The organism is Sphingomonas sp. Leaf242 (assembly GCF_001422045.1).
Taxonomy (GTDB): Bacteria; Pseudomonadota; Alphaproteobacteria; order Sphingomonadales; family Sphingomonadaceae; genus Sphingomonas.
This window is the reverse complement of record NZ_LMLW01000007.1, coordinates 114,522-128,372: the sequence shown is the minus strand read 5'-3', so window position 1 is coordinate 128,372 and position 13,851 is coordinate 114,522. Positions and strand designations below refer to the sequence as shown.

7 protein-coding genes are annotated in these 13,851 nt (G+C 65.5%); 2 read left to right on the top strand and 5 right to left on the bottom strand.

Features of this window, described 5'->3' with window-relative positions:
- Positions 1–327 precede the first annotated feature (327 nt).
- From ASF09_RS05100 to ASF09_RS20190, 4 genes are all read right to left on the bottom strand, one after another.
- A complete protein-coding gene (locus tag ASF09_RS05100; protein WP_060525226.1) occupies positions 328–3,609 on the bottom strand; it encodes a family 43 glycosylhydrolase in 3,282 nt (1,093 codons plus the stop codon).
- 396 nt (positions 3,610–4,005) lie between these two features.
- Entirely contained in the window at positions 4,006–6,672 is a 2,667-nt protein-coding gene (locus ASF09_RS05095) for a glycoside hydrolase family 31 protein (protein ID WP_082444090.1), read from the bottom strand.
- 39 nt (positions 6,673–6,711) lie between these two features.
- Positions 6,712–8,811 carry a beta-galactosidase gene (locus tag ASF09_RS05090; RefSeq protein WP_235529639.1) on the bottom strand — a complete coding sequence of 700 codons (2,100 nt, stop codon included), beginning with the start codon at positions 8,809–8,811 and terminating at the stop codon, positions 6,712–6,714.
- A gap of 124 nt (positions 8,812–8,935) precedes the next feature.
- Positions 8,936–9,145, bottom strand: a complete 210-nt coding sequence (locus tag ASF09_RS20190) for a hypothetical protein (RefSeq protein ID WP_147453101.1) — start codon at positions 9,143–9,145, stop codon at positions 8,936–8,938.
- Between the two features lie 298 nt (positions 9,146–9,443).
- Here ASF09_RS20190 and ASF09_RS05085 point away from each other — a divergent pair, with 298 nt between their 5' ends.
- Together ASF09_RS05085 and ASF09_RS05080 are read left to right on the top strand one after the other, a co-directional pair.
- Positions 9,444–9,863: a hypothetical protein gene (locus tag ASF09_RS05085; RefSeq protein WP_156359226.1), complete on the top strand. Its 420-nt coding sequence runs from the start codon at positions 9,444–9,446 to the stop codon at positions 9,861–9,863.
- Between the two features lie 279 nt (positions 9,864–10,142).
- Complete coding sequence (locus tag ASF09_RS05080) at positions 10,143–11,471, top strand: MFS transporter (protein WP_235529638.1); 1,329 nt, start codon at positions 10,143–10,145, stop codon at positions 11,469–11,471.
- Here ASF09_RS05080 and ASF09_RS05075 read toward each other — a convergent pair.
- Positions 11,458–13,752: a glycoside hydrolase family 3 N-terminal domain-containing protein gene (locus ASF09_RS05075; protein WP_060525222.1), complete on the bottom strand. Its 2,295-nt coding sequence runs from the start codon at positions 13,750–13,752 to the stop codon at positions 11,458–11,460. The two genes, ASF09_RS05080 and ASF09_RS05075, sit on opposite strands and share 14 nt — an antisense overlap.
- Positions 13,753–13,851 lie beyond the last annotated feature (99 nt).

Sequence of the window (13,851 nt, the reverse complement as noted above, 5' to 3'; positions counted from 1 at the left end):
TGCGATCTGCACGAACAGCGGACGGACACCGATCCTAACCCGGCATGCGCCCCGCCGCCCCTGCTCGCCAAGGAAGAGACCATGGTGTCGTCCTCCGTATCCGACCCTACTTTCGGCCGCACTACATCTGATATCAGCGTACGCGATATTCACGCCGCACACGACTTCTACTCGCGGATTCTGGGCTATAGGAAGATGTTCAGAACGGATTTGACCTGTCGAAACTCGTCGAAGCGCTGTTGTGGGAAGGTAGCGGACAAGCGACTTTCCGCCCCGCGAGATGGTTCGCCATCGGGGTTATCGCCGCGTTGTATTCACGCTCGAGCGTTAGCGGATTGTGACCTTCATCGTGACGCGGCGGTTGACGGGCGCGACTTCCTCGTTGGCCGTCATGTCGAGTAGCGGTCGGCCGTCCGCGCTCCAGTGCGTGCGGCGCACGCGCGCGTCTCGGCCGTCACCGCCGACGCCATTGCCCCAACTGTGATAGACGTAGAGGTCATTGCCGTCCTCGTCAGTGGTCAAGGCACCGTGGCCCGGCCCCTGTTCGTAGCGGCGATAATCGGTGACTCCTGCAGGCATCGGCGTGCTTTTCTGGAGCGGGGCCGGCCACTTGCGCCACGAACTGGCCCTCGTCAGATCGGCGTCGAGCGGCGCGGAGATGCCGTCGACCACGTAGGTCGGACTCACCCCGGAACTGGAATAGACGAGCGTCAGTCGTCCGTCGTGCTGGAGCGCGAACGCGCCTTCGGCAAGGTTCTCTTCGACCGAGGTCTCGGGCGCGATGATCGGGGCTGGCTGGCTGGCAAGGCGCGTCGGATGCGTAGGGTCGACCTTGGCGATCCACGTCAGCGGGTCGCCTAGCGCGCCAGCGGTCGGCAGATAGCGTTGCGACCACATGTAATAACTCTGACCAGCGACTTCGACATAGGACATATCGAGACTGATGTTGCTCGGCATCTCGGCGCGGCCGAGCGGTGCGCCGTCGGCCTTGCGGATCGCCGCGGGTCTCGACCAGTCGGCAGGGTTGGCGGGGTCGCCATCGTCGCGCAGTTGCATGATGTGCGATTCGACCGTGAACCATGCACCGCCCTCGTTCGCCGTGGTGTCCCGCGGGTTGAAGCAGGGCGCAAACAGGATCGAGAGCTTGCCGCCAATCTCGTGCAGCTCCGGCGCCCAATAGCAGCCGGCAATGACGCGGCCCGCCGCGGTGCGATCGCGGCGGGTGCGGCGGTTAAGCAAGTCGACCTCGCGCGCGCGGCCGCCATTGTCGTCGGCGAGGTCGGCGATCGTGCCGGCGACCCGGATGGGCAGGTGCGCGGAGCCGACGTTGTCGTTGTTCGTGTCGTCGGTCGCGACGAAGAGGTAGCGGACTTGGCCATTGCGCTCCCAGCGATAGATATCGGGGTCGGCGCGATTATAGGCGAAGATTGTCGGATAGGTGCGCTGACGGACGGTGCCGTGGACGACGTAGCGGCCTCGATGGGTAAGGCGCGCGAGATCGGCGGCGTCCCAGTCGACGGCGCGGGTGGCAGTGGAGCCGTCCGAATACCCGAGCGTCACACGTGCATCGCGTAGCGCGGCGGCCTGGCGAGCGGCGATCACCTGCGGCGCCACCGCGGCGGTGGTGTTGACGGTGCGGCCAAAGCGTTGGGTGAGCGCGGTAGCTAGGGTGGCATCGATCGGGAGCGTATCGTCATCGGAGGTAACGATGCGGCCTTTGCGGGCGTCGCCGACGTTGCCGGCAGAGACGATCTGCTGCCGACGGCCGTCGGGCTCGAAGGGCGTGTCGCGCCATTCCGTGCGCGTCAGATCGGCGGCTGTCGTCCAGCGCGGTTGCCCGGAGCGATCGGTCCACGACAGGACGTAGCGGCGGGCGGCGGAATCGTAGCGCGCGTGCGGCTTCGCGATGCCATCGGCGGTGTGCAGGTCCAGCGAGCCCAATTCGACGAAGTCGCCCGGGTGCTTCAAACCGCTGCGGAAGACGATCGTCGCGGTAGGATCGGGGTCTGGCGTGCCGGCCATGTCGACACGCGTCGCGATAACGCCGAGCGCCCCGTCGGCGAAGTAGAACAATGACGGGTCGGCGACCCCGCGTAACGCAACGCGATCCACCCCAACGTAGTTGCCGCGCGCGAACAGGATGCCGTAATCGTCGTTCAGAGGGACGGTGCTGCCGTCAGTGCCGGTAAGCGCGAGGTGAACGCTCCGCGCCACGGTCGGCTGGTTCGCGTCGTGCGCGGTCGTTGGCACGCGCGCATAGGACTTGAGGCGGCGCGACGCGGTGCCGAGCAGGCGGACGGTGAAGTGCTTGGCGAGCGTCGTTCCGTCCAGACGCTTCAGGGTTCCGTCGAGATGGACGACGCGCGCCATCGCGTCACGGTTGATGAGAACACCGTCGGGCAGCACGCGGCCGTCGACGCGCCATGTGACGAGATGGCCGTCTGGTACAGTCAAGCGCGTACCCGATGCCAGCACGGGAGGAACCACCCAGCTATCGGCGAGGTGCGCGGCGACGGGCGCGGACGCGGACGCGGACGCGGACGCGGGGCGGTTCCAGTACGCCACGAGCCTGTCACGTTCCGACGCGGTGATCGCCATGACCGTACCGTGCCGGAGCGACGCCGGCAGGCTGAAGGCGCGCGGGTAAGTCCAGGCGATCTTGCCGTCGAGGTCATTCGTCGCCAGCGGGATGTAGCCGACGCCGCCATAGTCATCGACCCACAGGAAGTATTTGAATCCGCTGGTGTCGCCCGGATTGGCGACGAACGCGCTCGGCCCCTCCACCTCGGGTGTGCCGGAGCGCCGTCCCACGCAGCGGTCGACGATCTTCCACGCGCCCGAGGCACCGGACGCGCGCAGCGATGGGGAGACCTGAGCCAGGATATCGCTCGACTTGCACCCGCTGGCGTCGCTGACTTTCGTGAAGCGATAATATTGATCGCCGACTTTCATGACGGTCGCGTCGATCATGCCCTTGGCCTTGACCGCTCCCGGAACATCGGCAGCCTTGAACCACGGCTTCGGGGCGGTGAATGTTCTGAAGTCCCGGGTGGTTGCGGTCAGGATCTGCGGCCCGTTGCCGTCCTCGCGCTTGTGCGCGGCATCCTTGTAGAGCGTCGACGTCCAATGGACGACGTAAGCGCCAATGGTGGGATCATAGGTAGCCTCGGGCGCCCAGGTCATGCCCGCGGCAGGCGCGTTAACGCGAACGTGGCGCTGCTTGCCCCAATGGATCAGGTCGGTCGATTCCCAGATTTCCAGATGGCGGCTGCCGTGGTCGGTCGCCCCGCCCCAGCCGGTGCGGCCGGTCGAGAGATCGGTCGCCAGCAGGAAGAAACGGTCACCCTCTGCCGAGCGCATGATGAACGGATCGCGCAAGCCCCGCGTGCCCTTGGTCGATTCGAGGATCGGCTGGGCATCGTTCAACGTCTTCCACTGCAAGGCATTGTTGCCATCGGAGATCGCGAAGCGCAGCTTCTCACCGTCGATCGTATTGCCGGTGAAGTAGACAAAGACATAAGCCGACAGCGGCGGCAGCGTGGCGGGCGCAGCCCCGATCAGGGGAGCGCCCGCAATCACGAGAAGTAAGAAACGAAGTGCCTGTTTCATTCGGGTCCACCCAATCACCATCGGGGCCGGCGAGCTTGCAGATTCCCTTACGAACCAGAATATGTCCGACATTTAACCGGCTGCAAGGTTAATCGGAAAGCATCGTCCTCGCCATGGGTGGCACGTTCCCGTCCCCTCCCCTGCTTCACCACAGGCCGAAGTGAGGAGTTTCGCTCTCTGCCCATTGGGCAAGAGAAGCTTGGTTGAATTGAGTGAATATCTCGAGTTGTGGAAGGCCGGGCGCGCAGCATGGGCCTCGTGTGCTTCTAACCAGCCGGCGCCTCCCGACCGACAACCGTTCCCGGCGAGGTTGTCCAGCCATCAGCAGTCGATGCGACGACCAGATCCCCATAGAAAGGGGCGGACCCTGTGAAACAAACCGGTTCTCATGATAGCCTAAGTTCCAAGGATAATTTGCTTAGCCCGCCCGGCATAATCGACTGCCACGCCCCGGCTTACTGACCGCGCAGAGTTCCCAGGGCGCATCAGGTGAGCGCGGATCACCCGACTATTCGTCATGCCGGGATACGTGCCCCGCTGCGAACCCAGGGTGAGCACACCCGTTGCCTGCTTCCACTCCAGCGACATCCGCGCCGCGGCGCCTTGCTCGTAGCGATAGGTAAGCCCGTCATCCTCGTACAACGAGGCGGTGCCGTCCCGACCCGGATACACCAGAAGATCGAGCGCCCCGCCAAGCAGCCCGGCCGTCGATTGGCCGGCCGGCCCCAGTGGCAGGATGCTACCCGCCCGCACGTGAAGGGGGATATGGTCCAATGTCACCGGAACGGTGTGCGTCTGCCCACCCTCACGATGCTCGCCTGTCCAGAAATCGTGCCAGCCGCCCTCCGAAACCGGCAAGTAGACGTCCCAGGTCTTCACGCCGGCCGCCAGCACTGGCGCGACATGAATCGCGCTGCCGAACATGTACGCATGAACCTGATCGAGCGCCTTCGGGTCGTGTGGAAAGTCGAACACCAGCGGTCGGATGAGGGGCAGGCCAGTCGCCGACGCTTCGGCTGCCAGAGCATAGGTGTAGGGCAGCAAGCGATAGCGGAGTTCGAGGTACAAGCGGGCGATGCGCTCCACCGTCTCGCCATATCGCCAGAACTCGGTATCGGTCATGTAGCCGTGGACGCGCGTCAACGGCAGGAACGTCGCGAACTGGAACCAGCGGAGGAACCGTTCCTGATAGGCAGGGTCGGTATATTGCCCTTTGCCCGGCCGAAAGAAGCCGCCTGCATCGACGGTCCACCAGGCTTGGCCCGCCGCCGCCATATTGAGTCCGGCCGGGATCTGCCGTTTCAACGTCTCCCAATCGTGGCCGATGTCGCCCGACCATGTCGCCGCACCATAGCGTTGCTGGCCCGGTGCGGCCGATCGGGTAAGGATCATCACCCGCTTGTCCGGATAGGCCCGCCGCTGTTCCTCATACACCGTTCGGCTGACCTGCAACGGATAGAGATTACGACGCTTTTCGCCCGGCTGGGTCCTGCCCGGTGCCGCATAGATTGGCCGTCCGACGAGATCGTCATTCTCGGGTTCGGTGGCGTCCTGCCACCACGCGTCGATACCGAGCGAGGCAAGCCTCTGGTTCTGCTGCCGGGCATAAAAGCGCGCGGCGACGGGATTGAAGAAATCGATCCATTCGGTGCCCGGAATGTAGAAACCCTTCGCTGCCACGTCCTTGCCCAGCGCCGTTTCCTTGCCGACCTTGGACCAGACCGACAGCATCAGGCGCATGTCCGTCGCATGCAGATCGCGAACGAGGCCTGCGGGGTCGGGATAATGCTCCTCGTCGAAACGCATGGCGTTCCAGCCGTATTGTCCCCAATATTGCCAATCCTGCACCATCATGTCGCAAGGAAGTTTTCGCGCGCGAAATTTGCGTGCCGTCGCCATGATCTCGTCCGACGAGTGAAACCGCTCGCGGCAATGGATGTAGCCGAGCGCCCATAGCGGCATCATCGGCTGCGGCCCCAGCAACGCGTGATAGCCGGCCATGACGTCCGCCGCGTTCGGCCCGGCGATCACGACATAATCGATCCCTTCGGATACGGGCGACGACCAGGTCGTGCGATCTTCGACCGGTGCGAAGTGGAGCACCGGCATGTCCTCGTCACCCGCCCGCACCAGCACGCTGTGCTCTCCGGCGGCGAGCTCGCCGATGAAGCTGGCGGTCGGCGGCAGCCATAGATTGGTGTGATCCGTCATGGGCTTGCCGTCGATCTCGACATAATGGCGCGACGACATCCTGCGACCGAGATCGAGCAGGAACGCATAGCGCGCGCCCTGCGGGGCCGTGAACTTGCCCGTGAACACGGCATCGCGGCGCTCGACGCGGGCATTACCGGTGGATGTGGTGACATCGGCCATGCGCGCGTCGCCCGCTGCCGCCTGCCGGGTTAGCACGATAGGCCGGTCCGGCTGGTTCAGCTCCGCCATCCCGGGATTATGCCACAGCAGACCATAGCCTTTGCTCGACAGCACGAACGGCTGACTGATCTGCGTGTTCACCTGCGTCAGGCGTCGCGGCAGGCCCCGAATATCGAGATGGCCGTCCTGAAAGCAGCCCGTGCCGAAGAGGCGTTCGTCGGCCGGGCTGACGAAGCCTTGCGCTACGGCCAGGGTCGGCTCGTTTCCGATCGTCGATTGCGCGACATGGCGCGATCCAGAGGTTTCGCTGAGGAGCAGGTTGCCGGCGCCGTCATGGAATGACAGGCATCCGGTCGCTTCATCCCATACGCATTTTGCCTGCGGGAGCGTCAGCCGCGTTCGGCGGCCCTCCCGTGTCCTCTTGAGGATCGGCGGCTTCGCGATGGGCGCCAGCATTTCGCCTGGCGCGGCCGGAGGCGCTCCCACGGGTGCAACACGGACGCGGAACGCACGATCGCTCAGCGCCCTGACGGCAATCGACAGGTCGCCGGTGCGGATCACGAAATCGGTGGAAGCACTTCTGGTCGCGGCGTGTAGCAGGCCGCTCGACACGATCGCCGCCCCCGCGCCGCTTCCCAACAGCGCGCGCCGGGTGATGGCGGCGCTACGCGGTGTTTTCTGATCGGTCACGCAAGCTCCCCTTTGCTTTGTTTCCGCACGGCGCGGCTGTCAATCGGATCGTCCATCTTCCTCGATGATGGCCACGTCCCACGCGGCAAGCTCGATCGGTCCGCCACGCTTCACCTTGCGCCCCTGCAACAGTTCAGTGCCCGCAGCCGGGGCCGCCATCTGCTGTGGCACGGCCGAGTAGTTGAGCACGTAACGAACGGTGTGACCGTTCTTCAGAATGCCGCCGCGCACGATCAGCGGGAACCGCACGCCCGCGACCGATGGCACGACACCTGCGCGCGCGACCTCGGCGGCGACGATCTTCTCGGCCAGCGCGTCGCTCGGCATGAACCCGACATAGCTGACCTCGCCTTTGCCCCAGTGGTTGCGGGTCATCGCGGCGGCGGCCGGCCATGACGGATGCTGATAGCGCGCCACGACCTCGGCGGTGGTGGGCTTCAACATCTCCATCCACCAGCGCGGCGCGTTGTCAGCATCCGAAACGCTGAACGGATTGCCCGCCAACGTGACCCCCACGGGGATCGTGAACTCCTGGTAGGTGACGCCAGCAGCTTCGGCGATCGCACCCGGCTGTGAAGCATAGCGGACCTTCGTGTTTTCGTCCGAGAACCCGCTCTTGAACGTGTAGAGCAGATGCCCGCCGCGCTTGGCATAGTCGTTCAGCCGCGTGATCTCGGCGTCGCTCGCCGCGTAAAGCGCCGGCACGACGATGAGCTTGTAGTCATCGAGCTTCCGCGTGCTGTCGGGCGACACGATGTCGGCCTCGACATTCATCCGGTAGAGCGCATCGTAGAAGGGGCGCATTACCTGATTGTACTCGATGCCCGTCGGCTTGAACGAATTGAACGCGGTTTGGGCGGCGTTGCTGACATAGACGGCGACCTGATTGCGCTTCGTCATGCCTGCCAGCTTAGGACCGAGCCGCGCGATCTCGGCACCGATCACCTTTGCCGCCGCATACTCCGCATTGGGCTTGTAGTCCTGCGACAGCAGCCCGCGCCAATAGGTCTCGACCGCGTTGGCGGTGGTCGCCCAGTGCCAGTATTCGACCATTTGTGCGCCCGACGCGAGATGGCTGAACGCCTGCAGGCGAAGCTGGCCCGGATAGGGCGTCCATTGCGGGAAACCCTGCGCCTCGGTTTCCAGCACCAGATAATTCTGTCCGTTGCGGATCGAGCGGGCTTCGTCGCCACCAAAGGCGATCTCCGCGCCGGTAAGCTTGTCCTGCGTTGGATGATAGATGTCGATGCCGGCGATATCGAGCGACCTTGCCGCCTTCCAGTGGTCGACTTCCGGCTGGATGCCATAGGAGCCATCACGCCAGCCCAGGTCGAAGTTCTGCGTCATGAACTGGCCGGGCCGGGCATGGGCGCGCACGAGCTTGGCCTGCCATGCTAGGAAATCGGTGACGAGGCTGCGCTGATAGGCGGCGAAGGCGTTGGACATGCTGGCATTGATCGAGCCGGTGGTCGACGGGAAGTCCTCCCACCGGTTGATCCGGTTCGACCAGTAATTCAGCCCCCATGCCTGGTTCAGGGCATCGAGGCTCGGCCATTTCGTCCTGATCGACCGCACAAACCCCGCCTGCACCGCAGGACCGCTGGTGTCATAAGGCTTGGTCTCGTTGTCGAGTTGATAGCCGATCACCGCGGGATGATCCTTCACATGGTCCACCAGCGCCACGATCACCCGCTCGGCCGCCGCCCGGTAGTCGGGATCGGTGATGTCCATGTTCTGCCGGGTGCCGTATTGCGCGCGTACGCCGTCGGGGCGAACAACGAGCACATTGGGATGCTGGCGTGCGAGCCATGTCGGTATCGCATAGGTCGGGGTTCCGACGATCACCTTGATGCCTTGCTTGTGCATCGCGGCGAGCATGCGATCGACATGGCTGAAATCGAACACCCCGGGCTGCGGTTCCAGCGTGCCCCAGGTCGACTCCGCGATGCGGACGACACTGATCCCCGCCGCCTTCATCATCCGCGCGTCTTCATCGACGCGGTCGACCGGGGTGTACTCGTCGTAATAGGCGACGCCGTAAAGGATGGTATCGGGCACCTGCGCCTGCGCAACCGTCGGCAACGCCACCGTGGCCAATGCGAGTGCTTTCGCGAACCGCTGCATGTTCCTGCCTTTCATCGCCAAGTCCTCCCCACGCCGTATCGTTTGCACGCTATCGGCGCGATCCTCGCCGGCTCAGCAGGCGAGCGCAAGCGGTCGATACGGAGCGGCGATCAGTCGCGATCGGCGAGCCGCCCGTATTTCAATCGCGTGGAGCGCGAGCGATCACTGCTTGGGCCGAACGAAGACGGGCCTTCCAGATTTTCACCGATGGGTGCCCCGAAGCCAGGCCGGCAAGCCGCCCTTCGATCTGCGCAGCCTCTCGCTTGGCTGCATCGAGCTCGGTGGCTGTCGGAGCAGGTTGGATATTGGCGCGCGCATGTGCGCCGGTGCGGCCCTTGCTTTTGGTCATGGACGACGCGATGGTCTTAGAGACGGGATGCCGTCAATGCGGGATGGCATCGGAAACGCCGCGTTTCGCCACATATCCATTGTCGGCCATTCGCGCGCCCTTCCCTGCTTCCCGACTTCAAACACTCGTTCATTGCCGCGCTGGCCGCTTTTGGCGCCTGTTCGTGCGTCATGAATGTCGTGAAGGGAGAGGTCAGCCGACATTCCTGCCAACAAGGAGAAAGGCGTATTAGCAGTCGATCCGTTCCGCGTTAAGTGATTGCCAAGCTCCTGCTCGTTGTGTGTGAAGGATGGGCAGGATGTCTTTCTTCGCCGGGATGTTTGGCCTTCCTCTGCTCGCGCCTTTGATAATCATTGGCTACCTAACCCCTCGCTACGTCCCCAGCGCCTCGCTAGCGAGCGCGGCCGCCTCGACGCCGTGGCCGGAACTCGGGCGCGAACGCATGATTGCGAGCTTCGTCAAACGATGTCGCGGGGACTGGAACTTCGAAGAGTTTGAGCTTCGCGGCGAGGCGACGCTGTATTCGTGGGAAAGCGACGCCGGTCTTATCGCCCGGACCCGGATCAACTGCATGCCAGGCCGTCGATGCTCGGTCACCGCCCAGGCGCTCATAAACTGGCCATTCCCGTCACAGCTCGGAGGCAAACCCGTACCCACCCACTTTTGGGGCTGCGGTGCCGGCATCCCCGACTGGACTCGGCCCAGCCCTGTCACGTAGCGGGCGGCGTTCACAGCCCCATGGCGCTGGTCTGTGACATAAATGATTACGTCGGATGTGATTACTCCGGACATATAGCGCCAGAGTCCTCCGCGGCGCCGAAGAGGCCGCGCGCCATTCCAGCCGCCGCTCACGACGATCGCCCAACCCAGATGCAGGATTGGCCACCGCGCGGTCGAACTGCTGGTAGACATCTTGCGGGGCGTCTACGACGTTCTCGAGCAAGTCACGCTCCGCCACGAAACTCGTGGTCAAAACAGTACCACGACCCCGCAGCCTATGATCCGAATATCCACCCGAAAATCTGCGATGCGCGCCGAGCGCGGCGATAGGGCAGGCCCGAACGGCACGCTGGTGATCTTCAGCGCCGGCGATTTCGCGTTCAACCTCTATTGGCAGGCGATCAGCCTGTACCTGCTCTTCTACTATATCGATGCGCTGGCGTTGCCGCCCGCGACCGCCGGGCTGGTGTTCATGATCGGCGCGATCTGGGACGGGGCCGCCGATTTCCTTGCCGGGGCGGCAGCGGAGCGGATGCGGCTTTCGTATCGTCGGCTGGTCGGATGGGGTGCGCTGCCGCTCGGGCTGACGTTCGTCGCGATGTTCTCGGTGCCGACCGGTGCCGCCGCCTTCGCGCTGGCGACGCAGATGATGTTCCGCACGGTCTACGCGTTCACCAACATCCCCTATGCGGCGTGGACGACACGCGTGGCGCAGACCAGTCGGGATCGCTCGCTGGTCGCCGGGCTGCGCATGGGGTTCGGCTCGGCAGCGGGAGCCCTCGTCGCGCTGCTGCTGCCCTGGCTGGTGGCGAGAACCGGAAGCTACGGCGTGGCCTCCGCCATCCTCGCCGTCGTCGCGGTGCCGCTGCTCGCGATCATGGCGTGGCGCGTGCCCGAGCCGACGCCGAGTGCCGCACCGGCAGAGCGGCTCGCGATCTGGTCCGGACTGGCGGTACTGGCGCGCAACCGGGCCTTCGTCGTGCTCAACGTCGCGTCGGCCGCCGGCGGGGCCGCGACCGCGCTGACCAGCCAGTCGGTGCTCTATTTCTTCCGCTACGTTCTGCAGGACGCGCCGGGCGGTCCTCGCGCACTGGCGGCGATGGCGGTCAGCAGCCTCGTCGCGGTACCGCTCTGGACGGCGCTCGCGCGTACCCGCGGCGCACGCACCGCATGGTTGGGCGCCGGGGTCCTCGCGCTGATCGTGCCAGCGGTGTTCGCGCTAACCGGTTCGCCCGGCAGCACGGCGACGGCGGCATTCCTGCTGGCGATGCAGGCGGCGTTCGTCGGCTTCGCGCTCGCCGCCTGGACGTTGCTGCCCGATACCATCGATTGGGGCGAAGCGCAGAGCGGCAAGCGGGTCGAGGCGCTCGCGTTCGGCACCTACGCGCTGATGCAGAAGATCGCGCTGGCGGGCACGGGCTTCGCGATCGGCCTGATCTATCAGGCAAACGACTTCGTCGCCGGTGCCGTCCAGGGCCCGGCCAGCCTGTACGCGATCCGCTGGCTGATGCTGGCCGGCCCTGCGCTGCTGATCGCGGCGATGCTGGCGGCGGTCCTCGCCATCCCGCTTCGCCGCGATACGATGGCCAGCCTCAAACGAGCGTAAACTCGCCCGACACCCCCTCGGCCTGCGCGGACGGTGCGATCCAGATACGGAAGCGGGCGGGCTCGACCGTGGGTTTCAGGTCCCTCCCGACGAACAGAAGGTCCGCCTTGCGCAGCGTGAACGAGACGATCTGTCGCTCGCCGGGCTCGAGCATGATCTTCCGGAACGCCTTCAATTCGCGGACCGGCCGCGTGATGCTCGCGGCGAGATCGTGGATGTAGAGCTGCACCGTTTCCTCGGCGGCCCGCGTGCCCGAATTGGCGATCGTCGCGCGGACCGTCAGTGCCCCGTCCCCGGCGATCTGTCCGGTGCCGAGATCCAGCCTCGCATATTCAACCGTGCCGTATGTCAGCCCGTGACCGAACGGGAATAGCGCTTCGTTGGCGAACTCGCGGTAATGCGCCTTGTATTCGAGCAGCGGTCCGGGCGGGTTCGGACGCCCCGTGCTCTTGTGGTCGTAATGATACGGCTCCTGCCCCGTCGCGTGCGGGAACGAGACGGGCAAACGCGCCGAGGGCCCGGTCTTGCCGAACAGCACGTCCGCGATCGCCAGGCCGTCCTGCGACCCGAGAAACCAGGTCACGAGGATCGCGGGCGCGGCCAGCACCGCGCCGCTCAGCACCAGGGCGCGGCCGGTGCGGAGCAACACGACGATCGGCTTGCCGGTCGCCGCGACCGCCTCGACCAGCGCGATCTGCGCGGGCGGCATGACGATGTCGACGCGCGACTGCGCCTCGCCCGACATCCGCTGGCTCTCACCGATCGCCAGCACCACCACATCGGCCGCGCGCGCCGCGGCAACCGCCGCAGCGATCCCACCGGCCAGCGGCGCATCGACACCCGATCCGAGCGTGACGCTGACGCGCGACGGATCGGCGACCGTGGCGCGAACGCCGGTCGCGAGGTCGACCGCCTCGGCGTCGGTGCCGTACACGTTCCACGGCCCGATCAGGTCGTGCTGCCCCGCCGCGAACGGACCGATCAGCGCGATTCCCTTACCCTGTCGCGGCAACGGCAGCAGGCCGCCGTCGTTCTTGAGCATCACGATCGATTTGGCGCCCGCCTCCCGCGCCAGCGCCAGCGTCTCGCGCGTGCGGATACGCGTCCGCTCGCGACGCGGGTCGATACGGCGGAACGGATCGTCGAACAGACCAAGCTGCACCTTCAGCGCCAGCACGCGGCGCACCGCCTCGTCGAGCCGCGCCATCGGCACCTCGCCCGCAGCGACCAGATCGGGCAGATGCTCGATATAGAAACCGCTCTGCATGCTCATGTCGACGCCGGCCATGAAGGCAAGCTTGGTCGCCTCGCGCGCATCGGCGGCGAAACCATGCGCGATCAGTTCCTCGTCGCCGGTATAGTCGGAGACGACCAGCCCGCCGAACCCCCATTCGCGGCGCAACACATCGGTCAGCAACCAGTCGTTCGCGGTCGCCGGGATGCCGTTGATCTCGTTGAACGATGCCATCACGGTCGGTGCGCCGGCCCCGAAGGCGGACTCGAACGGCGGGAAATAGGTCTCGCGCAGCGTCCGCTCGGAGATGTCGACCGTGCTGTAATCAAGCCCCGCTTCGGCCGCTCCATAGGCGGCGAAATGCTTGGCACAGGCGGCGACCGCATCGGCCGCGGCCAACCCACGCTCGCCTTGGAAACCACGAACGCGCGCGGCCGCCATCATCCGGCCAAGCAGCACGTCCTCACCCGATCCCTCGACACCGCGCCCCCAGCGTGCGTCGCGGGCGATGTCGACCATCGGTGCGAACGTCCAGTCGATTCCCGCCGCCGCGGCTTCGGCACCTGCCGCTCGCGCGGTCCGCCGTGCCAGCTCGGGATCGAAGCTTGCCGCTTCGGCCAGCGGCACCGGGAACACCGTACGCAGACCGTGGATCACGTCGGCGGCAAAGATCAGCGGGATCTTCAACCGCGATTCGCGCATCGCGACCGTCTGCATCCGCTTGGCCATGACCGCGCCATTGCCGTTGAACACACCCCCAAGCTTGCCGGCCCGGACATCCGCCAATTGCCCGTCGAAGCTCGCCGCGCCGCCGGCCGGATTGAGCGACGTCGCCGCGCCCCCCGCCCAAGCCGCGGCCATCAGCGTCAACTGCCCCGCCTTTTCCATCACGGTCATGCGCCCGATCAGCGCTTCGACGGAGGTGGGCAGCGCCGCCGTACCCGCCTTCGTCTGCTGCAACAGGGCGCGCGCTGGGCTCGCAGCCCAGGCTGCCACCGCACCTGCACCCATCAGAATCGCACGTCGCGAAATCGTTGTTGCCGTCATTCGCTCATCCCTTGCCTATGCCTGCTGCAATCCCGTCCCGGCGTGTCGGAACGGCAATCGTCGCAAGGTTCTTGATCCATGTTTCTGGATCATGTAACC

Coding starts and splice junctions, on each gene's coding strand:
- ASF09_RS05090 (WP_235529639.1), bottom strand. CDS start 8,811: ATGAAAGGCAGGAACATGCAGCGGTTCGCGAAAGCACTCGCATTGGCC.
- ASF09_RS20190 (WP_147453101.1), bottom strand. CDS start 9,145: ATGACCAAAAGCAAGGGCCGCACCGGCGCACATGCGCGCGCCAATATC.
- ASF09_RS05080 (WP_235529638.1), top strand. CDS start 10,143: ATGATCCGAATATCCACCCGAAAATCTGCGATGCGCGCCGAGCGCGGC.
- ASF09_RS05085 (WP_156359226.1), top strand. CDS start 9,444: ATGTCTTTCTTCGCCGGGATGTTTGGCCTTCCTCTGCTCGCGCCTTTG.
- ASF09_RS05100 (WP_060525226.1), bottom strand. CDS start 3,609: ATGAAACAGGCACTTCGTTTCTTACTTCTCGTGATTGCGGGCGCTCCC.
- ASF09_RS05075 (WP_060525222.1), bottom strand. CDS start 13,752: ATGACGGCAACAACGATTTCGCGACGTGCGATTCTGATGGGTGCAGGT.